At 70.6% G+C, this 24592-nt stretch carries 22 protein-coding genes; 7 read left to right on the top strand and 15 right to left on the bottom strand.

The window, feature by feature from the left end:
• Window position 1 precedes the first annotated feature (1 nt).
• Genes dapE through dapC form a run of 4 tightly spaced genes read right to left on the bottom strand, consistent with a single transcriptional unit; the run spans window position 2 to window position 4386 of the window.
• Window positions 2-1171, bottom strand: a complete 1170-nt coding sequence (gene dapE, locus RTA_RS10750) for a succinyl-diaminopimelate desuccinylase (protein WP_013901427.1) — start codon at window positions 1169-1171, stop codon at window positions 2-4.
• On the bottom strand, window positions 1168-2322 hold the full coding sequence (locus RTA_RS10745; protein ID WP_013901426.1) for a PilT/PilU family type 4a pilus ATPase: 1155 nt from the start codon (window positions 2320-2322) through the stop codon (window positions 1168-1170). Before RTA_RS10745 ends, dapE begins: the two co-directional genes overlap by 4 nt.
• A 38-nt stretch (window positions 2323-2360) precedes the next feature.
• Window positions 2361-3185, bottom strand: coding sequence for a 2,3,4,5-tetrahydropyridine-2,6-dicarboxylate N-succinyltransferase (dapD, locus tag RTA_RS10740; protein WP_013901425.1), 825 nt, complete (start codon window positions 3183-3185; stop codon window positions 2361-2363).
• A gap of 4 nt (window positions 3186-3189) precedes the next feature.
• Window positions 3190-4386 carry a succinyldiaminopimelate transaminase gene (gene dapC, locus RTA_RS10735; RefSeq protein ID WP_013901424.1) on the bottom strand — a complete coding sequence of 399 codons (1197 nt, stop codon included), beginning with the start codon at window positions 4384-4386 and terminating at the stop codon, window positions 3190-3192.
• A 95-nt stretch (window positions 4387-4481) separates the two neighbouring features.
• On the opposite strand from dapC, the gene budC reads away from it, so the two are divergent.
• Entirely contained in the window at window positions 4482-5249 is a 768-nt protein-coding gene (gene budC, locus RTA_RS10730; protein WP_013901423.1) for a meso-2,3-butanediol dehydrogenase, read from the top strand.
• A gap of 10 nt (window positions 5250-5259) precedes the next feature.
• Here the strand turns inward: budC and RTA_RS10725 are convergent, their stop codons facing one another.
• On the bottom strand, window positions 5260-6024 hold the full coding sequence (locus RTA_RS10725) for an MHYT domain-containing protein (RefSeq protein WP_226986068.1): 765 nt from the start codon (window positions 6022-6024) through the stop codon (window positions 5260-5262).
• Between the two features lie 433 nt (window positions 6025-6457).
• On the opposite strand from RTA_RS10725, the gene smc reads away from it, so the two are divergent.
• The 3 genes from smc to ligA are packed head-to-tail and all read left to right on the top strand — an operon-like array spanning window position 6458 to window position 13166.
• The gene (smc, locus tag RTA_RS10720) at window positions 6458-9973 is read left to right on the top strand and encodes a chromosome segregation protein SMC (RefSeq protein ID WP_041675347.1); all 3516 of its coding nucleotides are present in this window, start codon (window positions 6458-6460) and stop codon (window positions 9971-9973) included.
• Between the two features lie 21 nt (window positions 9974-9994).
• Window positions 9995-11041: a cell division protein ZipA C-terminal FtsZ-binding domain-containing protein gene (locus RTA_RS10715; protein WP_013901420.1), complete on the top strand. Its 1047-nt coding sequence runs from the start codon at window positions 9995-9997 to the stop codon at window positions 11039-11041.
• Window positions 11042-11066: 25 nt separating this feature from the next.
• Window positions 11067-13166, top strand: coding sequence for an NAD-dependent DNA ligase LigA (gene ligA / locus RTA_RS10710; protein WP_013901419.1), 2100 nt, complete (start codon window positions 11067-11069; stop codon window positions 13164-13166).
• Here the strand turns inward: ligA and RTA_RS10705 are convergent.
• On the bottom strand, window positions 13163-13519 hold the full coding sequence (locus RTA_RS10705; RefSeq protein ID WP_013901418.1) for a SpoIIAA family protein: 357 nt from the start codon (window positions 13517-13519) through the stop codon (window positions 13163-13165). The two genes, ligA and RTA_RS10705, sit on opposite strands and share 4 nt — an antisense overlap.
• Window positions 13520-13670: 151 nt before the next feature.
• Between RTA_RS10705 and RTA_RS10700 the strand changes: the two genes are divergently transcribed.
• On the top strand, window positions 13671-13901 hold the full coding sequence (locus RTA_RS10700) for a KGG domain-containing protein (protein ID WP_013901417.1): 231 nt from the start codon (window positions 13671-13673) through the stop codon (window positions 13899-13901).
• 148 nt (window positions 13902-14049) lie between these two features.
• On the opposite strand, the gene RTA_RS20980 is transcribed toward RTA_RS10700, so the two are convergent.
• Window positions 14050-14637, bottom strand: coding sequence for a hypothetical protein (locus tag RTA_RS20980; protein ID WP_013901416.1), 588 nt, complete (start codon window positions 14635-14637; stop codon window positions 14050-14052).
• A gap of 116 nt (window positions 14638-14753) precedes the next feature.
• On the opposite strand from RTA_RS20980, the gene RTA_RS10690 reads away from it, so the two are divergent.
• Window positions 14754-15899, top strand: a complete 1146-nt coding sequence (locus RTA_RS10690) for a PAS domain-containing sensor histidine kinase (RefSeq protein WP_013901415.1) — start codon at window positions 14754-14756, stop codon at window positions 15897-15899.
• On the opposite strand, the gene RTA_RS10685 is transcribed toward RTA_RS10690, so the two are convergent.
• From RTA_RS10685 to RTA_RS10675, 3 genes are read right to left on the bottom strand one after another with little or no spacing between them, the layout of a single operon-like run.
• A complete protein-coding gene (locus tag RTA_RS10685) occupies window positions 15880-16230 on the bottom strand; it encodes an STAS/SEC14 domain-containing protein (RefSeq protein ID WP_041675345.1) in 351 nt (116 codons plus the stop codon). The genes RTA_RS10690 and RTA_RS10685 overlap by 20 nt on opposite strands.
• Before the next feature lie 36 nt (window positions 16231-16266).
• Window positions 16267-17448, bottom strand: a complete 1182-nt coding sequence (locus tag RTA_RS10680; RefSeq protein ID WP_013901414.1) for a hypothetical protein — start codon at window positions 17446-17448, stop codon at window positions 16267-16269.
• Between the two features lie 27 nt (window positions 17449-17475).
• Window positions 17476-18285, bottom strand: a complete 810-nt coding sequence (locus tag RTA_RS10675; RefSeq protein WP_013901413.1) for a ferritin-like domain-containing protein — start codon at window positions 18283-18285, stop codon at window positions 17476-17478.
• 232 nt (window positions 18286-18517) lie between these two features.
• On the opposite strand from RTA_RS10675, the gene RTA_RS10670 reads away from it, so the two are divergent.
• Window positions 18518-19948 (top strand): iron-containing redox enzyme family protein, encoded by a 1431-nt coding sequence (locus tag RTA_RS10670; RefSeq protein ID WP_013901412.1) that lies wholly within the window; start codon window positions 18518-18520, stop codon window positions 19946-19948.
• Between the two features lie 22 nt (window positions 19949-19970).
• Here the strand turns inward: RTA_RS10670 and RTA_RS10665 are convergent, their stop codons facing one another.
• From RTA_RS10665 to RTA_RS10650, 5 genes are all read right to left on the bottom strand, one after another.
• The gene (locus tag RTA_RS10665) at window positions 19971-22031 is read right to left on the bottom strand and encodes a hybrid sensor histidine kinase/response regulator (RefSeq protein ID WP_013901411.1); all 2061 of its coding nucleotides are present in this window, start codon (window positions 22029-22031) and stop codon (window positions 19971-19973) included.
• Window positions 22032-22122: 91 nt separating this feature from the next.
• Window positions 22123-23061 (bottom strand): sodium-dependent bicarbonate transport family permease, encoded by a 939-nt coding sequence (locus RTA_RS10660; RefSeq protein ID WP_013901410.1) that lies wholly within the window; start codon window positions 23059-23061, stop codon window positions 22123-22125.
• Window position 23062: 1 nt separating this feature from the next.
• Window positions 23063-24067, bottom strand: coding sequence for a TerC family protein (locus tag RTA_RS10655; RefSeq protein ID WP_013901409.1), 1005 nt, complete (start codon window positions 24065-24067; stop codon window positions 23063-23065).
• 24 nt (window positions 24068-24091) lie between these two features.
• Window positions 24092-24247, bottom strand: coding sequence for a hypothetical protein (locus RTA_RS20975; RefSeq protein ID WP_158307830.1), 156 nt, complete (start codon window positions 24245-24247; stop codon window positions 24092-24094).
• On the bottom strand, window positions 24244-24591 hold the full coding sequence (locus RTA_RS10650) for a hypothetical protein (protein ID WP_013901407.1): 348 nt from the start codon (window positions 24589-24591) through the stop codon (window positions 24244-24246). The genes RTA_RS20975 and RTA_RS10650 overlap by 4 nt, the downstream gene beginning before the upstream one ends.
• Window position 24592: the final 1 nt, after the last annotated feature.

Here is a 24592-nt window from a genome sequence, read left to right as displayed (position 1 = left end):
GCTACTGCGGCAACGCGTTCAGCTGCTCGAGCGTGCGCCGGTAGATGTTCTTCAGCGGCTCGATGTCGGCCACCGCCACGTGCTCGTCGATCTTGTGGATGCTGGCGTTGAGCGGGCCGAACTCGATCACCTGCGGGCAGATGCGCGAGATGAAACGGCCGTCGCTGGTGCCGCCGGTGGTGGACAGCTCGGTCGCCACGCCGGTTTCGGCACGGATGGCCCGCTGGATGGCGCCCACCAGCTCGCCCGGCGGCGTGAGGAAGGGCTGGCCGCCCACGGTCCACACCAGGTCATAGCCCTCGCCGGGCTTCAGGCCATGGCGCTCCAGGACCGCCTGCACCCGGCGCTGCAGCCCCTCGGCCGTCGATTCGGTGGAAAAGCGGAAGTTGAAGTCGACCACCGCCGCGCCGGGGATCACGTTGCCGGCGCCGGTGCCGCCATGGATGTTGCTGACCTGGAAGCTGGTGGGCGGGAAGAAGTCGTTGCCGCGGTCCCACTCGGTGGCCGCCAGCTCGGCCAGCGCCGGCAGCGCCAGGTGGATGGGGTTTCTGGCCAGCTGTGGGTAGGCGATGTGGCCCTGGATGCCTTTGACGGTGAGCTTGCCGGTCAGGCTGCCGCGCCGGCCGTTCTTGATCATGTCGCCCAGCCGCTCCACCGAGGTGGGCTCGCCCACGATGCACCAGTCCAGCTTCTCGCCGCGCGAGCGCAGCTGCTCGACCACCACCACGGTGCCATCGGTGCTGGGACCTTCCTCGTCGCTGGTGATCAGCAGGGCGATGGAGATGGCCGGCTCGGGCGTGGCCGCGAGGAACTCCTCCGTCGCCACGGTGAAGGCGGCGATCGAGGTCTTCATGTCGGCGGCGCCGCGGCCGTACAGCCGGCCGTCCCGGTGCGTGGGCACGAAAGGATCGCTGGTCCACTGCTCCAGCGGGCCGGTGGGCACGACGTCGGTATGGCCGGCGAACACCACGGTCCTGCCGGCGCGGCCCGCGGTCCGCTTGGCCCACATGTTGGTGACGCGGAAGTTCTCAGGGCCGCTGACCAGGGTCTCGCAATCGAAGCCCAGCGGCTGCAGCCGCTCGCGCAGGAGCTGCTGGCAGCCGCCATCCTCCGGCGTGACGGAGCGGCGGGAGATCAGCTGCTCGGTGAGGTGGAGGGTTTTGTTCGTCAATGCTTCACGTCCAGCGTGATCTCGGTGAAGGAGGGCTGGTCGTCCAGTTCCTCCTGCACGGCTTCCTGCGCGGCCTGGGTGTTCTTGCCAGTGAAGTCGTTCTGCAGGCGCCACTGCAGGTTGGTGGGCGAGTCGGCGTAGGCCAGGCCTTCCTTGCGGTCCACCGTGCCGTCCAGGATCATGCGCGCGATGTCCTGCTCGAAGGTCTGCGAGCCCTCGGCCATGGATTTCTCCATCGCCTCCTTCACGCCGGAGAAGTCGCCCTTCTCGATCAGCTCGCTCACCAGCTTCGTGTTGAGCATCACCTCCACCGCCGGGGCGCGGCTGCCGTGCACGGTGCGAAGCAGGCGCTGCGAGACGATGGCCTTGAGCGCCGCCCCCAGGTCGCCCAGCAGGGTGGGGCGCACCTCCACCGGATAGAACGACAGGATGCGGTTGAGCGCCTGGTAGCTGTTGTTGGCGTGCATGGTGGCCAGGCACAGGTGGCCCGACTGGGCGTAGGCGATGGCGGCCGACATGGTCTCGCGGTCGCGGATCTCGCCCAGCAGGATCACGTCGGGCGCCTGGCGCAGCGCGTTCTTCAGCGCCACCTGCAGCGAGTCGGTGTCGCTGCCCACCTCGCGCTGGTTGACCACCGACTTCTTGTTCTTGAACATGAACTCGACCGGATCCTCGATGGTGAGGATGTGGCCCGCGGCGCGCTCGTTGCGGTAGTCCATCATCGAGGCCAGCGTGGTGCTCTTGCCGGCGCCGGTGGCGCCCACCATCAGCAGCAGGCCGCGCTTTTCCATGATCAGCTCGCCCAGGATCATGGGCACGGACAGCGTCTCCAGCGCCGGGATCTCGGTGGCGATGTAGCGGACGACGGCCGCGTAGGTGCCGCGCTGGCGCATGGCCGAGAAGCGGAAGTTGCCCGCGCCCTCGATCGCATGCGCCATGTTCAGCTCGCCGCTCTGCTCCAGCTCCATGATGCGGTCGGCCGGCAGCACCTCGGCCAGCAGGGCCTTGGGCGCGTCGGCCGGCAGCAGCTGGTTGTTGATCGGCACGCACTGGCCGTTGATCTTGATCATGGCCGGTGCCTGCGCCGACAGGTAGACGTCGGAAGCCTTCTTCTCGGCCATCAGGCGCAGGATGCGCTCCATCGTGCTCATGGGTCCCTCCTCAGGGCGTGCGGCTGGTGTTCTTTACTTTAAGGGCGCAGCAGGTCGTTCAGGCTGGTCTTGGCCCGCGTCTGCGCGTCGACCCGCTTGACGATGATGGCGGCGTACAGGCTGTACTTGCCGCCGTCCTTGGGCAGGCTGCCGGAGATCACCACCGAGCCGGCGGGCACGCGGCCGTAGCTGGTCTCGCCGGTGGCGCGGTCGTAGATGGGCGTGCTCTGGCCGATGTACACGCCCATGGAGACGACCGAGTTCTCCTCGACGATCACGCCCTCGACGATCTCCGAGCGCGCGCCGATGAAGCAGTTGTCCTCGATGATGGTCGGGTTGGCCTGCAGCGGCTCCAGCACGCCGCCCAGCCCCACGCCGCCGGACAGGTGCACGTTCCTGCCGACCTGGGCGCAGCTGCCCACGGTGGCCCAGGTGTCCACCATGCTGCCCTCGTCCACGTAGGCACCGATGTTGACGTAGCTGGGCATCAGGATGGCGCCCTTGGCGATGAAGCTGCCGCGGCGCGCCACGGCCGGCGGCACCACGCGCACGCCGGTGGCGGCCAGCTCCTCGGGCGTGAGGTGGGCGAACTTGGTGGGCACCTTGTCGAAGAAGGCCAGCTCGCCGGCCTTCATCAGGGCATTGTCTTTCAGGCGGAAGGACAGCAGCACCGCCTTCTTGATCCACTGGTGCACCGTCCACTGGCCCACGCCCTGGCGCGTGGCCACGCGCAGGTGCCCGTTGTTCAGCTCGGCGACCACATGCTCGACCGCGTCGGCCACTTCCTTCGGTGCCGCCTTGGGCGACAGGCTGGCGCGGTTGTCCCACGCGTTGTCGATGATCTGCTGCAGCTGCTGGGTCATTGGATCACTTCTTGGATTGGACGAACTGGACGATGCGGCGGGCGGCTTCCAGGCATTCGGCGGTGTCGGCCACCAGGGCCATGCGGACGCGGCCGGTGCCCGGGTTGCGGCCCTCGGATTCGCGCGCGAGATAGCTGCCCGGCAACACGGTCACATTGTATTGAGCGAGCAGCTCGCGGGCGAAGGCGGTGTCGCTTCCTTGCACGCCGGCCCACAGGTAGAAGCCCGCATCGGGCAGGCGCACGTCAAGCACCTGCGACAGCAGCGGCTGCACCTGCGCGAACTTCTGCCGGTACATGTCGCGGTTGGCCTCCACATGGGCCTCGTCGTTCCAGGCCGCGATGCTGGCGGCCTGCACGGCCGGGCTCATCGCGGCGCCGTGGTAGGTGCGATAGAGCAGGAACTGCTTGAGGATGGCCGCGTCGCCGGCGACGAAGCCCGAGCGCATGCCGGGCACGTTGCTGCGCTTGGACAGGCTGGTGAAGGCGACCAGCCGGTCGAAGCCGCGCCCGAGCTGGCGGGCGGCCTCCAGCCCGCCCAGCGGCGGCTCGCCCTGGAAGTAGATCTCGCTGTAGCACTCGTCCGAGGCGATGGCGAAGCCGTGGCGGTCCGACAGCTCGAACAGCTTCTTCCATTCGGCCAGCGGCATCACCGCGCCGGTGGGGTTGCCCGGCGAGCAGACGAACAGCAGCTGGGTCCGCGCCCACACGGCCGCCGGCACGCTGTCCCAGTCGACCGCGAAGTTGCGCTGCGGGTCGCTGGGCGCGTAGTGGGGCTGCGCGCCCGCCAGCAGCGCCGCGCCCTCGTAGATCTGGTAGAACGGATTGGGGCAGACCACCACCGCCGGGCGCGTCGGGTCGATCACGGTCTGGGCGAACGAGAACAGCGCCTCGCGCGAGCCGTTGACCGGCAGCACCAGGGTCGCGGCATCGACCGCCATGCCGTAGCGCCGCTGCAGCCAGCGGGCGCAGGCCTCGCGCAGCGCGGGCGAGCCCGCGGTGGGCGGGTAGCCCGCCAGGTCGCTGCCGGGCGTGTCCAGGGCCTGGACCAGCGCCTGCTTGATGAACGCGGGGGTGGGGTGCTTGGGCTCGCCGATGCCCAGGCTGATCGCGCGGTGTCGGGGGTCGGGCGTGACGCCGGCGAAGAGTTGCCGCAGCCGCTCGAACGGGTAGGGCTGCAGGCGCGACAACAGGGGATTCATGCGGCCGATTATCGGCGGCCGTCCGTAACAAGCGGACGCAGTGTTCCCTGCGCACGGCGCTGACGGCCCAGAATGAGCCGGTCTAGGGAGCATCCATGCAGCAGCGGTTCGAGAACCAGGTCGTGGTCGTCACGGGCGCCGGCTCCGGCATCGGCGAGGCGATCGCCCGGCGGTTCTCCCAGGAGGGCGCGGCCGTGGTGCTGGCCGGCCGCACCCGCGCCAAGCTGGAGCGGGTGGCGCGCGACCTCCCGCCCGAGCGCACCCTGGTCAAGCCCACGGACGTCTCGAGGTACCGGCAGGTGGAGGCCCTGGTGCAGGCGGCCGTCAAGGCCTTCGGCGGGCTGCACGTCATGGTCAACAACGCCGGCGTGGCGCCCGAAGGCAAGGTCACCGAGGCCTCTCTGGCCGATTGGGAGGAGGTGATGGCGATCAATGCCGGCGGCGTGTTCCACGGCTGCCGTGCCGCCATGCCGCACCTCGTGGCCAGCCGCGGCTGCATCGTCAACATGGCCTCGGTCTCCGGCCTGGGCGGCGACTGGGGCCTGAGCTTCTACAACGCTTCCAAGGGCGCCATCGTCAACTTCACCCGGGCCCTGGCGCTGGACCACGGCGCCGAGGGGGTGCGCGTCAACTGCGTGTGCCCCAGCTTCACCCTCACGCCCATGACCGAGGACATGCAGGGCGACCGCAAGCTGATGGCCGAGTTCCGCAAGCGCATGCCCCTGGGCCGGCCGGCCCGGCCGGAGGAGGTCGCGTCCGTGGTGGCCTTCCTGGCCAGCCCGGACGCTTCCATGGTCACCGGTGTCGCGCTGCCGGTGGACGGCGGCGTCACCGCCGCCTCCGGCCAGCCGCGGATGGACTGACCGCCGCCGCTCAGCGGGCGGCGCGGCGCATGGCGGCCATCCGGCGCTGCTCGCCCAGCGCGAAGTGCTGGAAGGCCTGGTCCACGGAGATCACGAAGGCCATGCCCAGCGCCAACACGGAGACCAGCACCGGCAGCTGCAGCGAGGAGATGATGCCGAAGCCCTGGGGCGTGGCCATCGGGTTGGGCGAGGTGCAGACGAAGTCGGCGGCGGCCATGCCGGTGTAGTGCATGGCGCACACGGCGGCTGCCATGATCAGCGAGGCCGCGACACGGGCGGCGATGTTGCGCACCACCAGGCCCAGCCACAGGGCGGCGGTGGCGGCGACGATGGCGATCACGATGGACAGGCCCACCAGCTCGGACGACCACTGGAAGAAGCCCGCGAAGCGCATGCCGTACATGCCCAGGTAGTGCATGACGCACACCGCCAGCCCGAGCAGCACGCCGGCGCCGATCAGGCGGCCCATGCTGGGCTTGACGCCCACCCAGGCCATCGCGGCTGCCGTCGCCAGCACGGCGGCGACCAGCGACACCAGGGTTTCGGGCAGCGAGTAGCCGATGCCCATCCGCACGTCCAGGGCCAGCATGCCGATGAAGTGCATGGACCACACGCCGATGCCGCCCAGCGCCAGGCCGGCCGACAGCACGTTGATCATGTTGAGCCGGCCGCCGGGGCCGGCAATGCGGGTGGCGGCCGTCAAGGCCACGAAGGCGCCGATGGCGGCGATTGCATAGGACAACGCCACGAAGGAGGCGTTGTAGCTAGTGCTCATTACGGTGGACATGACGGACTCCAGAGAGAGATGAGAGAGAGAGAAAAACGAGAGAGAAGGGCGAGAGAAGCCCAGCCGCAAATGTAAGCAACTGTTATGGATACGGCTAGACCGCTTCGTCTGAAAAGTGTCTCAACTTGAGAATATGTGAGAGACAGGAGTACTTTTTCACGCCTGCTGCGCTATACGAACAAGCTCCAACGCATCGTCCGGCGCGTGGTGCAGCGTGATGAAGGCAGGGCCGATGCCATCGAACTCGGTGGCGGCGAACGCCGAGGCCGCGTGCGCCAGCTCGCGCGCCCGCGCAGGCCCGGCGGGTCGAAGTGCCCGCGCCGCGGCAGGTACGCCATGGGGGCCACGGTATCATCCGCGCCACCGCGGGTCCGCAAGCCCGGCGCCTGTTCCCGCGAACGACAACCGCTTCCGTCCTCCCGTGCGTCTCACCTCCATCAAGCTCTCCGGGTTCAAGTCGTTCGCCGAACCCACCAACTTCATGCTGCCCGGCCAGCTGGTGGGCGTGGTCGGCCCCAATGGCTGCGGCAAGTCCAACATCATGGACGCCGTGCGCTGGGTGCTGGGCGAGTCCAAGGCCAGCGAGCTGCGCGGCGAGTCCATGCAGGACGTGATCTTCAACGGCACGACCACCCGCAAGCCGGCCTCGCGCTCCTCCGTGGAGCTGGTCTTCGACAACGCCGACCACCGCGCCGGCGGCCAGTGGAGCCAGTTCACCGAGATCGCCGTCAAGCGCGTGCTCACCCGCGACGGCACCAGCAGCTACTACATCAACAACCAGCCGGTGCGCCGGCGCGACGTGCAGGACGTGTTCCTGGGCACCGGCCTGGGGCCGCGTGCCTACGCCATCATCGGCCAGGGCACGATCAGCCGCATCATCGAATCCAAGCCCGAGGAACTGCGCCTGTTCCTGGAGGAGGCTGCCGGCGTGTCCAAGTACAAGGAGCGCCGGCGCGAAACCGAGAACCGCCTGTCCGACACGCGCGAGAACCTCACGCGGGTGGAGGACATCCTGCGCGAGCTCAATGCCAACCTCGACAAGCTGGAAAAGCAGGCCGAGGTCGCGCGCAGGTACAACGGCCTGCAGGCCGACGCCACGCTGAAGCAGCAGCAGCTGTGGTTCCTGAAGCGCTCCGAGAGCGAGGCCGACCAGGGCAAGCTCAAGGCCGACGCGGAAAAAGCCGTGAACGACCTGGAGTCGCGCGTCGCCGACCTGCGCCGCGTGGAAAGCGAGCTGGAGACCGTGCGCCAGGCGCACTACGCCGCCGGCGACCAGGTCAACCAGGCCCAGGGCCAGCTGTACGAGGCCAGCGCCGAGGTCGGCCGGCTGGAGGCCGAGATCCGCTTCGTGGTCGAAGGCCGCCAGCGCGCCGAGCAGCGCCTGGTCCAGCTGAAGGAGCAGACGGCCCAGTGGGCGGCGCGGCGCGACGAAGCTTCGGTCGAGCTCGAGGCCCTGGCCGGGCAGGGCGTGGAGGCCGAGGAACAGGCGGTGCTGCTGGCCGCTCAGGTCGAGGAGCAGGCGCAGCGCCTGCCCGAGCTGGAAGAGGCGCTGCGCCAGGCCCAGGCACGCTCGGCCGAGCAGCGCGCCAGCGTCGCCCAGGTGCAGCAGCAGATCCAGGTGCTGGCGGCCGACCAGCGCAACATCGAGGAGCAGTCGCGCCAGCTCAATCAGCGGCGCGAGCGGCTGGCGGCGGACCGCAACGCGCTGGCCGCGCCCGACGAAGCCCGCCTGGCCAGCCTGCAGCAGCAGCTGGCCGCCGCGCAGGAAGCGGCCGAGGCCGCCGACGCCCGCCTGCACGAGCTGCAGGAGCAGGTGCCGCAGCTGGACGAGGAACGCCGCGGCCGCCAGCAGGCGCTGAACCAGCACACGGCCAAGCAGGCCGACCTGTCGGCCCGCATGGAGGCGCTCAAGGCGCTGCAGGAGAAGGTCCGGACCGACGACAAGCTCAAGCCCTGGCTGGCCCGGCACGGCCTGGACGGCCTGCAGGCGCTGTGGAGCCGCATCCACGTCGAGCCCGGCTGGGAGAACGCGCTGGAGGCCGCGCTGCGCGAGCGGCTGTCCTCGCTGGAGGTGTCGCGCCTGGAAATGGTGCGTACCTTCGCGGCCGATGCGCCGCCGGCCAAGCTGGCGTTCTACAGCCCGCCGCAGGCCGCCGTCCCCGAAGCGGCTGCCGCGCTGCCGCGCCTGGCCGACCTGCTGCGCCTGAACGACGCCGGCCAGAAGGCGCTGCTGGCCGATTGGCTGCACGGCTGCTACACCGCGGCCAGTTTCGAGGACGCGCTGGCCGCCCGCGACAGGCTCAAGCCGGGCGAGGTCATCTACGTCCGGACCGGCCATTGCGTCACGCCGCACAGCGTGAGCTTCTATGCCCAGGATTCCGAGCGGGCCGGCCTGCTGGCGCGCCAGCAGGAGATCGAGAACCTGGAGAAGCAGCTGCGGGCCCAGGCGCTGATCACCGAGGAGGCGCGCTCGGCCCTGGTGCGGGTGGAGGCCGCGTACACCGACGCGTCCCAGCGCCTGGTGGGCGTGCGGCGCGAGGCGTCTGAAACGCAGAGCCGTGCCCACGAGCTGCAGGTCGAGACCCTGCGCCTGACGCAACTGGCCGAGCAGACCCGGGCCCGCAGCGAGCAGATCGCCGGCGACCTGGCCGAGGTCGACGCGATGCTGGAGGAACTGCAGGAGCGCCGCGTCACGGCCGAGGCCCGCTTCGAGGAACTGGACATGCAGCTGGCCGACAGCCAGGAGCGGCATGCCCAGCTGGACGAGCGCGTGCTCGAGGCCGAGCGCCGGCTGACCGAGTCGCGCGAGCAGCAGCGCAGCCTGGAACGCCGGGCGCAAGAGGCGCAGTTCGCCCAGCGCTCGCTGGAGGCGCGCCGCGGCGAGCTGCAGCGCACCATCGAGACCGCCACGCAGCAGGCCGCGTCTGTCGCGGCGGAGGAGCAGCGTGCGCACGACGAGCTGTCGCGCCTGACCGATGCCGCGGCGCAGGCCGGCCTGCAGAACGCCCTGCAGCTCAAGTCGGAGCGCGAGGCCGCTCTGGGTGCCAAGCGCAGCGAGTACGACGACCTCACCGCCAAGCTGCGCGCCAGCGACGAGCGCCGGCTGCAGCTGGAGCGCGAGCTGGAACCGCTGCGCCAGCGCATCACCGACCTGCAGCTCAAGGAGCAGGCGGCGCGCCTGGGCCTGGAGCAGTACACCCAACTGCTGGCCGACGCGCAGGCCGACCTGGAAGCGGTGGCCAGGTCCATTGCGGACGGCAGTGTGCGCCTGTCGGGCCTGCAGGGCGAGATCGACCGCCTGCACCGCGAGATCGCGGCGCTGGGCGCGGTGAACCTGGCGGCGCTGGAGGAGCTGACCTCGGCGCGCGAGCGCAAGCAGTTCCTGGACGCCCAGTCGGCCGACCTGAACGAGGCCATCACCACGCTGGAGGACGCGATCAAGAAGATCGACGGCGAGACGCGCGAGCTGCTGGCCGGCACCTTCAACACCGTGAACGAGCACTTCGGCCGGATGTTCCCGGAGCTGTTCGGCGGCGGCAACGCCAAGCTGGTGATGACCGGCGAGGAGATCCTGGACGCCGGCGTGCAGGTGATGGCCCAGCCGCCCGGCAAGAAGAACCAGACCATCCACCTGCTGTCCGGCGGCGAGAAGGCGCTCACGGCCATCGCCCTGGTGTTCGCCATCTTCCAGCTCAACCCCGCGCCGTTCTGCCTCCTGGACGAGGTGGACGCGCCGCTGGACGACGCCAACACCGAGCGCTATGCCAAGCTGGTTTCCGCCATGTCCAAGGGCACGCAGTTCCTGTTCATCAGCCATAACAAGATCGCCATGGAGATGGCCGAGCAGCTGATCGGCGTGACCATGCAGGAGCAGGGCGTCTCGCGCATCGTGGCGGTGGACATGGAATCGGCCGTGTCCATGGTCGAGGCGGCCTGACGGACGCGGCCGGGTGGAGGCATGAGCGGTTTCACCCTCGGCATCGTCATCCTGGGCGGGCTGCTGCTGGCGCTGCTGGTGGCCTGGAACGCCTGGACCACGCGGCGCAACACGCCGCGCCAGCCCGAGCATTCCACCATCGCGCCTACCCAGCCGATGGAGCCGCACGAGCGGGCCGAGCCGGTGTTCGAGGACGAGCCGCCGGAGTCGGTGCCGCTGCCGTTGCCCGTGCCGCCGCCCGAGCGCCGGCCCGGCCTGGACGCGCTGATCGACGTGATCGCGCCGATCGCGCTGGAGGCGATGGTGTCGGGCGAGGCCGCGCTGGCCGCGCTGCCGCCCACGCGCCGCGTGGGCAGCAAGCCTTTCGCCATCGAGGGCCTGAACGAGGCCAGCCAGCACTGGGAGATGCCGCATGCGGGCCAGCGTTACGTGGCGTTCCAGGCCGGCGTGCAGCTGGCCAACCGCACCGGCGCGCTCAACGAGATCGAGTACTCGGAGTTCGTGATGAAGGTGCAGGCCTTCGCCGACGCCGTGGGCGGCATGCCCGACATCCCGGAGATGCGCGAGGAGGTGGCGCGCGCGCGCGAGCTCGACCACTTCGCGGGCGGGCACGACGCGCAGCTGGGACTGACGCTGCGCGCCCGCAACGCCGCCTGGAGCCCCGGCTACGTGCACCAGAGCGCGTCGCGGCTGGGCTTCGTGGCCGGCGCGATCCCCGGCCGCCTGGTGCTGCCGGCCTCCCAGCCCGGCACGCCGCCGGTGCTGAGCCTATCCTTCGACACGCAGGCAGCGCTGGCCGAGGATCCGACCCAGGCCGCCATCCGCGAGCTGTCGCTCAGCGTCGACGTGCCGCAGGTGCCGCGCGCCGAGCAGCCGTTCGTTCGCATGTGCGACGTCGCCGTGACGCTGGCCGCCGCCATGGACGGCGCCATCACGGACGACCATGGCCAGGTGATCCGGCCTGAAGCGATGGAGGTGATCGCCGCCGATCTGGAAAAGCTCTACGACACGCTGGACGCGCGCGACCTGTCGGCGGGTTCGCCGCAGGCGCGGCGGCTGTTCAGCTAGGCCGGCGCGGCGGCACAATCGCCGCATGACCACGAGCCCCACGGTGCGCGAGCGCATCGACGCGCTGCGCGAGCTGCTGCACCACCATGCCCACCGGTACTACGTGCTGGACGACCCGGAGATCCCGGACGCCGAGTACGACAGGTTGCTGCGCGAGCTGCAGGCGCTGGAGGAGGAGCACCCCGAGCTGCTCACGCCGGATTCGCCGACCCGGCGCGTGGGCGGCAAGCCGCTGGAGGGTTTTGCCAAGGTGCGGCACAAGGTGCCCATGCTGTCCATCCGCACCGAGACCGACATCGAGGCCACCGGGGCGCGCAACTTCGACGCCCGGGTGCGGCGCGAGCTGGGGCTGGCCGAGGCCGACCCGCCGGTGGAGTACGTGGCCGAGCTCAAGTTCGACGGGCTGGCCGTCAACCTGCGCTACGAGCACGGCCGGCTGGTGCAGGCCGCCACCCGCGGCGACGGCCAGGTGGGCGAGGACGTGACGCAGAACATCCGCACCATCGGCCAGGTCCCGCTGCAGCTCCAGGGCCGCGACGCGCCGGCGGTGCTGGAGGTGCGCGGCGAGGTCTACATGCGCCGCGACGATTTCGAGGAACTCAACGAGCAGCAGCGCGAGAAGATCGCGCGCGGCGCGAAGAACGAGAAGACCTTCGTCAACCCGCGCAACGCCGCGGCCGGTGCGGTGCGCCAGCTGGACCCGGCGATCACGCGTCAGCGGCCGCTGTCCTTCTACGCCTACGGCTGGGGCGAGATCACGCCGCCCGAGCAGGGCGGCCCGGCCTTCGAAACCCACCACCAGGTCCTGCAGGCGCTCAAGGCCTGGGGCTTGCCGCTGTCCTCCCGCACCCGGGTGGCCCAGGGCGCGGACGAATTGATCGCCTACCACCAGGAGGTGGGGCGCATCCGCGACCAGCTGCCGTTCGACATCGACGGCGTGGTCTACAAGGTCAACAGCCTGGCGCTGCAGCGCCGGCTCGGCTTCGTCACGCGCGAGCCGCGCTGGGCGGTGGCCCACAAGTTTCCGGCGCAGGAGCAGCTGACCACGGTGGAGTCCATCGACGTCTACGTCGGGCGCACCGGCAAGCTCACGCCGGTGGCGCGCCTGGCGCCCGTGTTCGTGGGGGGCGTGACGGTCACCAACGCCACCCTGCACAACGAGGACGAGGCCCGGCGCAAGGACGTGCGCATGGGAGACACCGTCATCGTGCGCCGCGCCGGCGACGTGATCCCGGAGGTGGTGGCGGTGGTGGTCGACAAGCGCACCCATGCCTCGCCGCCCTTCGCGATGCCCAGCCGCTGCCCGGTGTGCGGCAGCGAGGCGGTGCGCGAGGAAGGGGAGGTCGACCACCGCTGCACCGGCGGGCTGTTCTGCGGCGCCCAGCGCAAGCAGGCGCTGCTGCATTTCGCCCAGCGGCGCGCGATGGACATCGAAGGCCTGGGCGAGAAGCTGGTGGACCAGCTGGTCGACGGCGGCGTCATCAAGACCTTGCCCGACCTGTACCGCATGGGCCTGGCGAGCCTGACGGCCCTGGAACGCATGGGCGAGAAATCCGCCCAGAACCTGCTGGCCGGGCTGGAGCGCTCCAAATCGACCACACTGCCGCGCTTCCTGTTCGCCCTGGGCATCCGGCACGTGGGCGAGTCCACCGCACGCGACCTGGCCCGCCACTTCGGCCGGCTGCACGCCATCATGGACGCCGGCGTGGACCAGCTGCTGCAGGTGCCTGACGTCGGCCCGGTCGTGGCCGAGAGCATCCACACCTTCTTCCAGCAGCCGCACAACCGCGAGGTGGTGGAGCAGCTGCAAAAACCACCTCCTGATGGTTGCGGCGTGCACTGGGAGGAGACTGAGCCGGCCGCGGCGGCGGTGCTGCCGCTGGCCGGCAAGACCGTGGTGCTGACCGGTACCCTGCCCACGCTCGGCCGCGAGGAGGCCAAGGAACTGCTGGAGGCCGCGGGCGCCAAGGTGGCGGGCTCGGTCAGCAAGAAGACCAGCTACGTGGTGGCCGGGGCGGAGGCGGGCAGCAAGCTGGACAAGGCGCGCGAGCTGGGCGTGCCGGTGCTGGACGAGGACGGCCTGCGCGCCTTGCTGCAGGCGCCGCCCGGCCGAGCCGGGGTCTAGCCGCGCAGCCAGGCCTGCGCCTGGTCGAGCCGCGTGAAAACGCGCAGCGTCATGCCCAGCGATTGGGCCACCTTCTCGCTGGTGCGCGTGATCTTGTCCTCGGGCACCACCGAAGCCATGCGCTCCAGGTGCCCCAGCTGCCGCGCGACCTGATGGCCCATCTGGAAGTGCTGGGTGAAGGCCAGCTGGCCCTCCACGGCCAGCAGGTTGGCCAGGGCGCGGCGGTCGCCGCCGTGCCGCGTGAAGGCGGCCACCGTGGCGATGGCCTGGGCGAAGTCTTCGGCGGTGGCGGGGCCGGCCAGCTCGATCACGGCGAACTCGGGGCAACGGTAAAGCTTGAAGGTTCCAGCCATGGCGCCGGATTATTTCGCATTGCCGGTGGCCAGCCGCGCGGCGCGGCTTTCTGTAGGACAACATCCATTTTCACGGCCGAGTCCCCCCGGTTGGGCTTGGACTCTTCAGAATCCGTCTGCCTCATCCATGTCCACCACTGAAGGAGAAGCTATGGACAACAGCAATACCACCCCCGCCATTCCCGTTCGCGCCAAGCGCGGCTTCGCCGTGCTCAGCCCGGAGAAGAAGCGCGAGATCGCCAGCATGGGCGGCAAGGCGGCCCACGAGCATGGCCGCGCGCACCGCTTCACCAGCGAGGAAGCCCGTGCCGCCGGCAAGAAGCGCCACCAGCTGCGCGTCGCCGCGCTGGCCGCCAAGTCCGAGGGCGGTCCCAGCGCCTGAGCTGTCCGGCGGTGCCCGCCGGGAGACCGGGCATCCGCCGCCTGAGCACGAGGGTACGCGGCCGGCCAGCACGGCCGCTGCGTTGACGGGCATCCCGCTTGCCCTGTCGTGGGAACAGCGCATGGACGCGCTGTCATTCCTGCAACCCTCATGAAAGTCTTTCCATGTCTTTGAGCAAATCACTCATTCGTCCCTCCACCCTGCTGGGCCTGTGCCTGGCGGCCGGCGTGGGGGTGGCCACCGCCCAGAGCAGCTCCGGCGGCAGCGGCACGTCCGGCTCCAGCGGCTCGAGCGCCACGCAGGGCACCGGCGGCAGCGGCTCATCGGTCGGCGGCAACCAGCGCCGTGCCGGCAGCAGCGCGAATTCATCCGACACCTCCGGCAGCACGTCCACCATGGGCGCAGGCGGCAGCAGCGGCTCGGGCGCCAGTGGCTCGAGCGGCAGCACCGGCTCGGGCTCCAGCGGCAGCGGTTCCTCCAGCACCATGGGCGGCAGTTCCGGCTCGGGCGGCTCGACGGGCAGCGGCTCCTCGGGCTCGATGGGCAGCGGCTCGAGCGGCAGCGGCTCCTCGGGCTCCATGGGCAGCAGTTCCGGCTCGACCGGCACGATGGGCAGCGGCTCCTCCGGGTCTTCCGGCTCCACGGGCACCATGGGCGGCAGCTCTGGCAGCGGCTCCAGCATGGGTTCCGGTTCGGGTTCGTCGGGCTCGTCGGGTGGCAGCATGGGGTCCGGCATGGGCGGCTCGGGCTCGTCCGGCGGCAGCGGCGGCGCGAGCGGCAGTTCCGGCAGCAGCAGCGGTGGTTCCGGCGGGAGCGGCGGCAGCTCCCGCTAACCCTCTCCGGCAGGCCGGGGTGAACCACGACCTGATCGGCATCTGGCTGCGCACGGCCAGGGACTACGCCGTGATCCTGCTGGATCCCGAGGGCGTGGTGACCCATTGGCTGGGCGCGGCCGAGCAGGTGCTGGGGTATCCGGCGGCCCAGGCTGTCGGCCGTTCCATCTCCCTGCTGTTCACCCCCGAGGACCGGGCCAGGCACCTGGACCGGCTGGAACTGGACATCGCACGCGTGGACAGCCGCTCGGAAGACGAGCGCTGGCATCTGCGCGGTGACGGCTCACGCATCTGGACCAGCGGCACCGTCACGGCGCTGCACGACGAGGACAAACATCTGTTGGGCTTCATCAAGGTCCTGCGGGACCGCACCGATATGCGCATCCGCACCGAGCGGCTGGAAGCCGAGGTGGCCGAACTGCAGGCTGGGCGGGAGCGTACCCACGAGTTCCTGCGCACGCTGGGACACGAGCTGCGCAACCCGCTCGCGCCCCTGGGCAACACCAAGTTCATCATCGAGCGCCTGGCGACCGATGACCGCATGAAGGCGGCGGCCCGTACCATCGGCACCCAGGTCGAGCTGCTGCGGCGGCTGGCCGACGACCTGATGGACATCACCCGCCTGGAACAGGGCCAGCTGAAGCTGGAACTGCAGCAGCTGGACCTGCGCAAGCTGCTGGAGACCGAGGTGGCCGGCCTGGCCGAAGCCACCGCGCACAAGCGGCTGGAGCTGCAGGTCCTGGTACCGCAGGTCCCGGTGGTGGTCGAGGCCGACCCCGCCCGCTTCGGCCAGGTCGTGCTCAACCTGCTGGGCAACGCGGTCAAGTACACCCCGTCCGGCGGTGTCGTCTGGGTCAAGCTCACGCAGGAGGCCCACGAGGCCGTGCTGCGGGTGGAGGACACCGGCATCGGCATCGCTCCGGAGGTGCTGCCGCGCATCTTCGACCTGTTCACCCGCGAGTCGCGGGCCAGCGAATTGGCGCCGGGAGGGCTGGGCGTCGGGCTGGCGCTGGTGCGCCAGCTGGTGGAGCTGCACGGCGGCTCGGTGCAGGCGCGCAGCGCGGGGCTGGGCAAGGGCGCCGAGTTCACGGTGCGGCTGGCGCTGGCCCCGCCCGCGCAGGAGGGTGGCCGGCCGGGGCCTGACGTCATTCACTCAGCCATTTGATGGCTGCAACCATGTCGCCATAGAAGACGCGGTAGTCGCCCTCTCCGAATGCCAATCGCGCCAGGTACGCCAGGCGGCTGTTCGGAACCACGATCGCACGACGCAAGGCGGCGGCTCCCGCTTGCGCGTCAAGCTGTCGTTGGACGAACGTCACCTCCACCGGAGGTGGCGTCATCTCCAAGGTGTCGTACAAGACGCGGGACCGGCCTGCCTCAGCGGCCAATAGCAGCACCTTCTCCTGGCACTCGCGAAGCATCTCGGCGTCCGGCTCGCCCCTGATCCTGGCCAGGATCAGGTCGCCTGCCAGGTCAACCCACACCCTATCGCTCATAGGCGTCCATCCACTGCGCCCGGCGCCGCGCGGCGCTCAGGCGGACTGCTGCTGCGGCACTTCCTCGCGCGTCAGCTCGGTGCCGGGCGACCAGGACCAGGTGGCCGACACGGTCTCGGACGGCGAGCCGCCGGCGTTGACCGCCTTGCGGTACTCCAGCGACGACTTGCCTTCCTGGGCCTCGTCGACGAACTCCGTGCCGCGCTTGCGCAGCTGGGTCTCGGTTTCCACCACCTGGCGCACGAACTCGCGCTGGCTGCGGAACGGGATGAAGGGCGGCAGGCGGCCGTCGCCCAGCACCTCGGCCACGTCGCGCCGCTCCACGTCCTGGAACAGCCGGATCGCCACCTGCAGGTGGCCCAGCTCGTAGTCCAGGAACTGCTCCCACAGGGCCCGCAGCCGCGGATTGGTCTCCTGCTCGGCGCAGCCGGCGTAGTTCCAGACCTCGCATACCTCGGTCAGCAGCAGCTTCTCCAGCAGGCTCTCGTGCGGATTGAGCATGGAGCCGTAGTGCGTGATGTGCTGGCTCTCCACCGACGCGATCTCGGCATACAGCTGGCGCGCCAGCGGATCGGCGAACAGCGGGCCGATGTTCATGTAGTAGTCGTGCGTCTGGTACTCGGCGCCGGTCAGCGTCAGCGCGTTCAGCTTGGTGGCCAGAGCGGCGTTGGGACCGTAGGGCTCCAGCAGCTCATGCTCCGGCGCGCGGTGGTGGAACAGCGTGGCGCGGCCGGGCACGATGTCAGTGTAGCCCTGGGTGATGTTGTTGGCGTCCTTGCCCTCCAGCCGGTCCAGCAGGGCCGAATACCGGTACAGGTGGTCGAAGTCCTCCAGCAGGCCGAAGCGGTAGCCCTGGGCCAGGTAGGGATCGGGCTCGAGCTGCGCCACGGCGGCGGTGATCTCGATGGCGGCCTGTTCGTAGCCGATGGTGGTCTCCAGCGGCGAATGATCCGGGCCGATCAGCCAGTTGATGGTGGTGGCCTGGTGCTGCTCCACCCGCATCAGCTGCGCGATCGGCACCCGCGCTTCGAGGTTCTGCCGCAAGGCCACCTGCTTGGTACGCAGCGAGTCGAGCTCCAGCCCGTTCATGAGGATGACGCGCAGGCGGGTGAAGGCGTCGTCGTCGAGCTTGCTGATCGGCTTGTCGACCATGTCTTTCCAGGTCAGGCGCTGGCGCTCCAGCGGCATGCCCTTGTCCTTGAGCAGGTGGATGGCCATGGAGGTTCTCCTTGTTGTTCTTCGCAATCAGACGGCATTCGTGCCGGCGCCCTGCGACACCAGCGCGGCGACCCAGCCCTTGATGGTGGCCAGGTGTTCCTGTTCCTGTGCCAGCGCACCCAGGAATTCGCCGGCCAGCTCCGATTCGCCGGACTGCTCGGCCAGCTGGATCAGCAGCTCCCAGCCGGCGTTGTCGGTGAGTTCGGCGGTCAGGATGGCGGTCAGGCTCTGGGCCAGCGTGGTGCGCGGGTCGGTGACCACCTGGATCAGGCCGAGCGAGGCGGTGCCGATCACGTCGGCGCACGGCGTCTGCGCCGTCGGATCGCCGCCCAGCCGCACCATGCCGTCGCACACCAGCTTGAAGTGCACCAGTTCCTCGGTGCGGATGCGCCGCAGGGTGTCCAGCGGCTGCTCGCCTTCCACCGGCGCCAGCACGGCCAGCGCCTGCATCTCGTTCTCGATCACATCCTGCGCCATGGGCAGCACGCCGCCGGCGGGCCCTGCGGTCGCCTCGTACTTGGCGATCAGCGCTTCGTACAGCCGCACGCTGCCGCGCTCGAAGGCGATGCGCTCGCCCACCTTGTCCATCAGGATGCTGGGCTGGCCGCCCTTGATCTTGGCGATGCCGTTCTTGAACACGCCCTTGAGGTCGGTGGGCGGCGGTATCGAGCCCACCGACTCCGAACCGTTGATGTAGAGGATGCGCTCGGCCTCCAGGCCCGCCGTGTCCACCGGCACGGCCGGCGACAACTCGGCGGCGGCTTCGGTCATGGCCTGCGTGTTGACCGGCGAAGTGGCCGTGCCGGTGCGGTTCTTTCCGGGGAGGGTGGCTTCCATGGGATTCCTTGGGACGATCAGGCCATCTTTGCGAGTGGCGCCTGCCCCGGCCTGTAGGACGCATTCATCAATGCCGGGCGGTCCGCGCTTGCGCTGAGCCACGTTGCCGCGCAGTCACTGGCGCGCAGGAAACCCGGCCTGAGTCGCTACTGCCCAGTCGTAGGCCCGCTCCCACGGACGTTGCCGCGCCCAACCTATACCTGTACGCAGGGCTCGGGCGGAGCATGTTCCCATGCACATCGCCGCACACGAGTGGGCCCGGCCCATCCCCACCCAGATCGCGTCCACCGGCCCCATGGCAAGCCTGTACTGGCGCCTGTCGGGCCACCAGCCCGACGACGCGGCCCGGGCCGAGGCGCTCGCGTTCGTGCGGCGCAAGCTGGACGAGGTGGCCGATTCGCCGACCGATCTCCCCGCCGCCCCGGAGGAGCTGGGCGCCTGGATGGACGGCAACGCCCAGCGCGTGGCCGCCCAGTACGCCGAGTACCTGGAAGGGCGCAAGGCGGGCGGTCCGCGCCGCTTCTTCGGCAACCGGGCCCACGCGCTGTACTTCCTGCGGGTGGTCGCGCCCACCAAGCTGGTCGACGGCTCCTGGCTCTACGGACTGGTGGCGCACTGGCGCAACAGCCGCTTCTCGGACCTGGTGCGCACCTACGTGGAGGAACTGGGGGAGGGCGCCCCCGACAAGAACCACGTGCTGCTGTATCGCAAGCTGCTGGCCTCCAGCGGGCTGGACCCGGTGGACGACCTGGACGATGCCTTCTACGAGCAGGGGCTGATCCAGCTGGCCCTGGGCTGGCACGGCGAGGCGCTGCTGCCCGAGGTGATCGGCTTCAACCTGGGCTACGAGCAGCTGCCGCTGCACCTGCTGATCACGGCCTACGAGCTCAACGAGCTGGGCCTGGACCCCTACTACTTCACGCTCCACGTCACCGTGGACAACACCGACACCGGCCACGCCAAGCGCGCCTGCCAGGCGGTGCTGGACACCCTGCCCAAGCTGGGCGACAGCAGCGGCTTCTGGGAGCGCGTGCGCAACGGCAGCAAGCTGGCCGACGCCGGCCTGGGCACCACCCAGGTGATCCGCGAGTTCGACATCGCCCGCGAGGTGGTGCGCATCCTGTCGCGCAAGAGCGTGGCCGGCCACGGCGCGCACTCGGACTACTGCAAGGTGGCCGGCCGCAGCGTGAACGACTGGCTGGCCGAACCGTCCCGGGTGCCCGGGTTCCTGGAGGCGCTTCAGCAGGCCGGCTGGATCCACCTGGGCCGGCCGGTGGACGAAAGCCGCTTCTGGGGCCTGCTGCAGGGCGAGAAGGCCGAGATGTTCGGCGTGTTCAGCAGCTACGAACTGCAGGTGATCCACGACTGGATCCGCGGCGCCGCCAGCGCCGACGGCCAGCCGTATGCCGACCTGGGCGTGCCGCAGCGCGCCAGCTTTCGCGCGGCGCAGCGCCTGGCGACCCTGCGCGGCCGTGCGCTGCCCACGCCGGACGTTCAGACGCCGCTGCTCGATCCCGACCTGGACGCGCTGGAGGACCAGCTGCGCGTGCTCGATGCTGATGCCCAGATGCAGCTGCTGGTGCAGGCCATGTCGCCGGTGCAGCACTGGACGCCGGCCGGCCTGAAGGCCACCCGCCTGTTCTGGGAGCGCAGCCGGGCCTGAGACCGGCGCCGGGCCCGCCGGCTCAGACGGCCGGTTCCAGGCCGGCCAGCAGGTTCTCGACGGCGGCGATGTCGGCGGGCTTGGTCAGGTGATGGTCGAAGCCGGCCGCCCGGGAGCGCGCCAGGTCGTCCTGCCCGCCCCAGCCGGTCAGGGCCACCAGCACCGGCTGGCGCCCCAGCTTCCGGGCCTGCTGGCGCATCTCGCGGGCCACCTCGTAGCCGTTCTTGCCGGGCATGCCGATGTCCAGGAACACCACCTGCGGCCGGAACTCGCGGGCCAGGGCCAGGGCCTGGTCGCCGTCATGGGCCACGCGGGCCCGGTGGCCGCTCATCTCCAGGATCATCGCCAGGCTCTCGGCCGCGTCCTGGTTGTCGTCCACCACCAGCACCTGCAGCGATTCGCCGGCAGCCGCGCCGTCCGCGCCCGGCGCGGGCGCCGCCTCGGCCGCGGGCAGGTCGGCCGCCAGCGGCAGCTGCACGGTGAAGGTGCTGCCCCGGCCCGGCCCCGCGCTGGACGCCGTCACCGTGCCGCCGTGCAGCTCGACCAGCGCGCGCACCAGGGCCAGGCCGATGCCCAGCCCGCCCTGCGAGCGGTCGCCGTTGCGGCCCACCTGGGTGAACATCTCGAACACCCGGGGCAGGGCCTCGGCGGGGATGCCCACGCCGCTGTCGGTCACGGAGATCACCACCTGCCCCTCCTGACGGCGGGCCTGCAGCACGACCTGCCCGTCGTCGGGCGTGTACTTGGCGGCGTTGTTCAGCAGGTTGCCCAGCACCTGGGCGATGCGCGTGGGGTCCACGTCCAAAGGCAGCGGCTCGGGCGGCAGCCGCACCTCCAGCCGGTGGCCGGCCGCTTCCAGGGTCGGCAGGCTGATCTCCACGGCGCTGTCCACGACCTGCCGCAGGTCGATGCGCTCCTTCTTGAGCTCCACCTTGCCGCTGGTGACGCGGGCGATGTCCAGCAGGTCGTCGATGAGGCGGACCATGTGGCTCAGCTGCCGCTCCATCATGTCGCGCGTGCGCTCCAGCACCTCGGGCTCCTGCGCGCGCTGCATCAGGTGCAGCCCGTTGCGCAGCGGCGCCAGCGGGTTGCGCAGCTCGTGCGCCAGGGTCGCCAGGAACTCGGTCTTGCGCCGGTCGGACTCGGCCAGCTGCTCGGCCAGCCGGCGCAGCCGTTCTTCGCTGACGCGCAGCAGCTCGGCAGTGGCCTCGGCCTGCTCGCGCCGCGCCTGCTCGCGCAGGGCGGCGGCGCGCGCCGCGTCGGCCTCGCGCTCGGCCGTGACGTCGTGCATGGACACCACCGCGCCCAGCTTGGCGCCGGTGCTGGGGTCGTACAGCGTCTGGCCGCTGGCCACCAGGGTGCGGCGCGGCCCGTTCCTGGGCGCCACCACCATCTCCACGTTGCGCACCCGCTCGCCGGCCAGGGCGCGAACCAGCGGGATCTCCTGCGCCCACAGCGGCGTGTGCCCATCCGGGCGGTACAGGTCGTAGTACTCGGGCCAGCGCGTCGCCGGCAGCGGCGCAGCGGGCAGGCCGTGCAGCTCGCGGGTGGCGCGGTTGAACAGCGTCAGGGCGCCGTGGGGATCGCAGGCGACGATGCCATCCTGCACCGCCTCCAGCACGGCCGACAGGAAGGCCCGCTCGTTGACCGCCTGGCGCTCGGCCGCCCGCAGCTCGTCGCGGCTGCGCTGCAGCTCGATGAAGAACGACACCTTGCCCTTGAGCGCGGCCGGGTGCAGCGGCTTGGTCAGGAAGTCCACCGCGCCCAGCGCGTAGGCATCCTCCAGGTACAGCTCGGCGCTGTCCGAGGCGGTGACGAACAGGATGGGCGTGGTGCGCGAGCGCGGGCGCGAGCGGATCAGGCGCGCGGCCTCGAAGCCGTCCATGCCCGGCATGCGGATGTCCAGCAGGATGGCGGCGAAGTCGTCCTGCAGCGTGCGGGCCAGCGCTTCCTCGCCGGAGCCCGCCCGCACCAGGGTGGCCCCGATCTCCTGCAGCACCACCTCGAGCGCGAGCAGGTTGGCCGGCTGGTCGTCGACGATCAGCACCTTCACCGTGGGCGGGGCGGGGGCAGGAACCAGCATGGGCCAGCGAGTGTAGCTGCCTGTCGGGCAGCAGGGCGGCGGTGACCGTTCGAGAGCAGCTGGCGCGGGCCGGGCGCCGAAGGCCTGCCGGTCAGGGGGAGAGGGCGCGCGCCAGCTGCAGATACAAGGGGATGCCCAGCAGCAGATTGAACGGGAAGGTGACCGCGAGCGCCGCCGTGATCGACAGCGCCGGGTCGGCTTCCGGCACGGCGATGCGCATGGCCGTGGGCGCCGCGATGTAGCTGGCGCTGGCGGCCAGGGTCGCCATCAGCGCGACGCCGCCGGTGGACAGGCCCACGGCAACGCCCACCAGGGCGCCCGCCACCGCGAGCGCCAGGGGTGCGATGACCGCAAAGCCCAGCAGGCGCCAGCCGAAGGTCCGCACCGCCGGCAGCCGGCTGCCCACCACCAGCCCCAGCTCCAGCAGGAACAGCGCGAGCACGCCCTTGAACGGCTCGACGAACACGGCCTGCAGGGGCGCCATGCCGGCCTCGCCCAGCCCAACGCCGATGGCGATGCCGCCCACCAGCAGCAGCACCGAGCGGCCCAGGAAGACATCGTGGCCCAGCTGCCGCCAGGGCGTGGTCTGGTTGCCGGCGCCCGGCCACCGTGCAAGCAGGATGGCCGCGACCAGGCCCGGCGCCTCCATCAACGCCACCCACAGCGCCGCGTGCGCCTCCACGGGAACGGCCTGCCGCTGCAGGTAGGCCGCCGCCAAGGCGAAGGTGACGACGCTGACCGAGCCGTAGTGACCCGCCAGCGAGGCACTGTCGGCCCGGCTGAAGCCCAGCGCGCGCAGCACCGGCACCAGCGCGAACGGGATGGCCAGGCCCAGGCCCACGCAGGCCGCCACCTGGGTGCCGATGTCCGCCAACGGCTGCCGGCTCAGCTCCACCCCGCCCTTGAGCCCGATGGCCAGCAGCAGGTAGAAGGCCAGGATGTCGTACAGCCCCTCCGGCAGGCGCAACTCGCTGCGCAGCAGGCGGGCGGCCAACCCCAGCAGGAAGAACAGGACGACGGGGTCGCCCATGTCAGCCCGGCCGCCGAGCCTGCTCGGGCGGCCGCGTGCCGGACCCGCTGCCCCGGGTCTTCCAGAGCGAGACGATCACACCCCCGGCGATCAGGCCGGCCGTCACGCCCAGGCTGAAGACCGGCGGCAGCTTGCCGACGATGTTCACCAGGAAGATCTTGCCTCCGATGAACACCAGCACCAGGGCCAGGGCGTACTTGAGGTAGATGAAGCGGTGGATCATCGCGGCCAGCGCGAAGTACAGCGCCCGCAGCCCCAGGATGGCGAAGATGTTGCTGGTGTAGACGATGAAAGGGTCGGTGGTGATCGCGAAGATCGCCGGCACCGAGTCCACGGCGAAGATGAGGTCGACAAACTCGACCAGGGCCAGCGCCAGAAACAGGGGGGTGGCCCACAGCACGGCCCGTCCGGTCACAGGGTCGGGCTCGCGCACGAAGAAGGCGTTGCCGCGCAGCTCGGGCGTGACGCGCAGGCGCCTGCGCAGGAACTTGAGCAGTGCGTTGTCCGCCAGGTCCGGCTGGTGGTCGGCCACCCACAGCATCTTGATGCCGGTGAGCACCAGGAAGGCGCCGAAGACGTACAGCACCCAGGAGAACTGCGAGACCAGGGCCGCGCCGAGCGCGATCATGACGGCGCGCAGCACGATCACGCCCAGGATGCCCCAGAACAGCACGCGGTGCTGGTACTGGCGGGGGATGGCGAAGAAGGAGAAGATCATCGCGATGACGAACACATTGTCCATCGACAGCGACTTCTCGATCAGGTAGCCGGTGAAGTACTCCAGGCCGCTTTGCGGGCCCAGCTGCCACCACAGCCAGCCGCCGAAGGCCAGCGCCACGGCGATGTAGCCGGCCGACAGCCACAGGCTCTCGGCCACCTCGATCTCGTGGTCGTCCCTGTGCAGCACGCCCAGGTCGAAGGCCAGCAGCGCGACGACCAGGACAAGGAAGGTCAGCCACAGCCAGACGGCGTGGCCGAGGAAGGGTTGGAGGAGGAGGTCGGGCATGGCCATGGTGTCCAGTCGGTCTGTTCAGGCGGCGATGGCGAGGGCGGCCCCCAGGCCGCCGGCCGCCGCGCCCACCGCGGACATCAGGCCGACGTCGCGCGCCGCGTCGCCGCGGCGCCAGGACAGCAGGGCCGCGGCGGCGCAGGTCGCCGCCAGGATGGCCAGCAGCGTGGCGCTCATTTCCATGGCGCTTGCCGCACCGGCGCCGGCAGGTGGTGGATGGGGCGGCGCGCGGCCAGCGCCGCAACGCGGGCGATGGCCGCGCGCCAGGCGCGCGCCAGCGCGCGGCGCACCAGCGCGGCCACGTTGACATGCCGGTCCTCGACCAGCACCGGCGCCTCGCCGGGGATGTGCACCTCGACCGCGCAGCGCCGCGACTTGTGGGCGCCCGCGCCGCGCAGGTCGACCACGACGCGCGACACGCGGTGCGCGAGCCGGGCGAACGCTGCGCGCACGCGGGCGGCGGCGTCGGCGCGCTGGCGCACCGTGAGCTTGAGTTCGGTGGCGCGGATTTCGACGTTCATG

Origin of the sequence: Ramlibacter tataouinensis TTB310 (assembly GCF_000215705.1) — a bacterium.
Taxonomy (GTDB): domain Bacteria; phylum Pseudomonadota; class Gammaproteobacteria; order Burkholderiales; family Burkholderiaceae_C; genus Ramlibacter; species Ramlibacter tataouinensis.
The sequence above is the reverse complement of the archived record's forward strand: the minus strand, read 5'-3'. Positions and strand labels throughout refer to the sequence as shown.

Excerpts from the sequence above, each read along its gene's own strand:
- budC (WP_013901423.1), top strand. The coding sequence starts at position 4,482 with ATGCAGCAGCGGTTCGAGAACCAGGTCGTGGTCGTCACGGGCGCCGGC.
- RTA_RS20980 (WP_013901416.1), bottom strand. The coding sequence starts at position 14,637 with ATGCCGGACCCCATGCTGCCACCCGACGAGCCCGACGAACCCGAACCG.
- RTA_RS10705 (WP_013901418.1), bottom strand. The coding sequence starts at position 13,519 with ATGGCTGGAACCTTCAAGCTTTACCGTTGCCCCGAGTTCGCCGTGATC.
- RTA_RS10685 (WP_041675345.1), bottom strand. The coding sequence starts at position 16,230 with ATGAGCGATAGGGTGTGGGTTGACCTGGCAGGCGACCTGATCCTGGCC.
- ligA (WP_013901419.1), top strand. The coding sequence starts at position 11,067 with ATGACCACGAGCCCCACGGTGCGCGAGCGCATCGACGCGCTGCGCGAG.
- RTA_RS10660 (WP_013901410.1), bottom strand. The coding sequence starts at position 23,061 with ATGGGCGACCCCGTCGTCCTGTTCTTCCTGCTGGGGTTGGCCGCCCGC.
- RTA_RS10655 (WP_013901409.1), bottom strand. The coding sequence starts at position 24,067 with ATGCCCGACCTCCTCCTCCAACCCTTCCTCGGCCACGCCGTCTGGCTG.
- RTA_RS10665 (WP_013901411.1), bottom strand. The coding sequence starts at position 22,031 with ATGCTGGTTCCTGCCCCCGCCCCGCCCACGGTGAAGGTGCTGATCGTC.
- dapC (WP_013901424.1), bottom strand. The coding sequence starts at position 4,386 with ATGAATCCCCTGTTGTCGCGCCTGCAGCCCTACCCGTTCGAGCGGCTG.
- RTA_RS20975 (WP_158307830.1), bottom strand. The coding sequence starts at position 24,247 with ATGAGCGCCACGCTGCTGGCCATCCTGGCGGCGACCTGCGCCGCCGCG.
- RTA_RS10700 (WP_013901417.1), top strand. The coding sequence starts at position 13,671 with ATGGACAACAGCAATACCACCCCCGCCATTCCCGTTCGCGCCAAGCGC.
- RTA_RS10725 (WP_226986068.1), bottom strand. The coding sequence starts at position 6,024 with ATGAGCACTAGCTACAACGCCTCCTTCGTGGCGTTGTCCTATGCAATC.
- RTA_RS10715 (WP_013901420.1), top strand. The coding sequence starts at position 9,995 with ATGAGCGGTTTCACCCTCGGCATCGTCATCCTGGGCGGGCTGCTGCTG.
- RTA_RS10675 (WP_013901413.1), bottom strand. The coding sequence starts at position 18,285 with ATGGAAGCCACCCTCCCCGGAAAGAACCGCACCGGCACGGCCACTTCG.
- dapD (WP_013901425.1), bottom strand. The coding sequence starts at position 3,185 with ATGACCCAGCAGCTGCAGCAGATCATCGACAACGCGTGGGACAACCGC.
- RTA_RS10670 (WP_013901412.1), top strand. The coding sequence starts at position 18,518 with ATGCACATCGCCGCACACGAGTGGGCCCGGCCCATCCCCACCCAGATC.
- RTA_RS10680 (WP_013901414.1), bottom strand. The coding sequence starts at position 17,448 with ATGGCCATCCACCTGCTCAAGGACAAGGGCATGCCGCTGGAGCGCCAG.
- RTA_RS10650 (WP_013901407.1), bottom strand. The coding sequence starts at position 24,591 with ATGAACGTCGAAATCCGCGCCACCGAACTCAAGCTCACGGTGCGCCAG.
- RTA_RS10745 (WP_013901426.1), bottom strand. The coding sequence starts at position 2,322 with ATGAGCACGATGGAGCGCATCCTGCGCCTGATGGCCGAGAAGAAGGCT.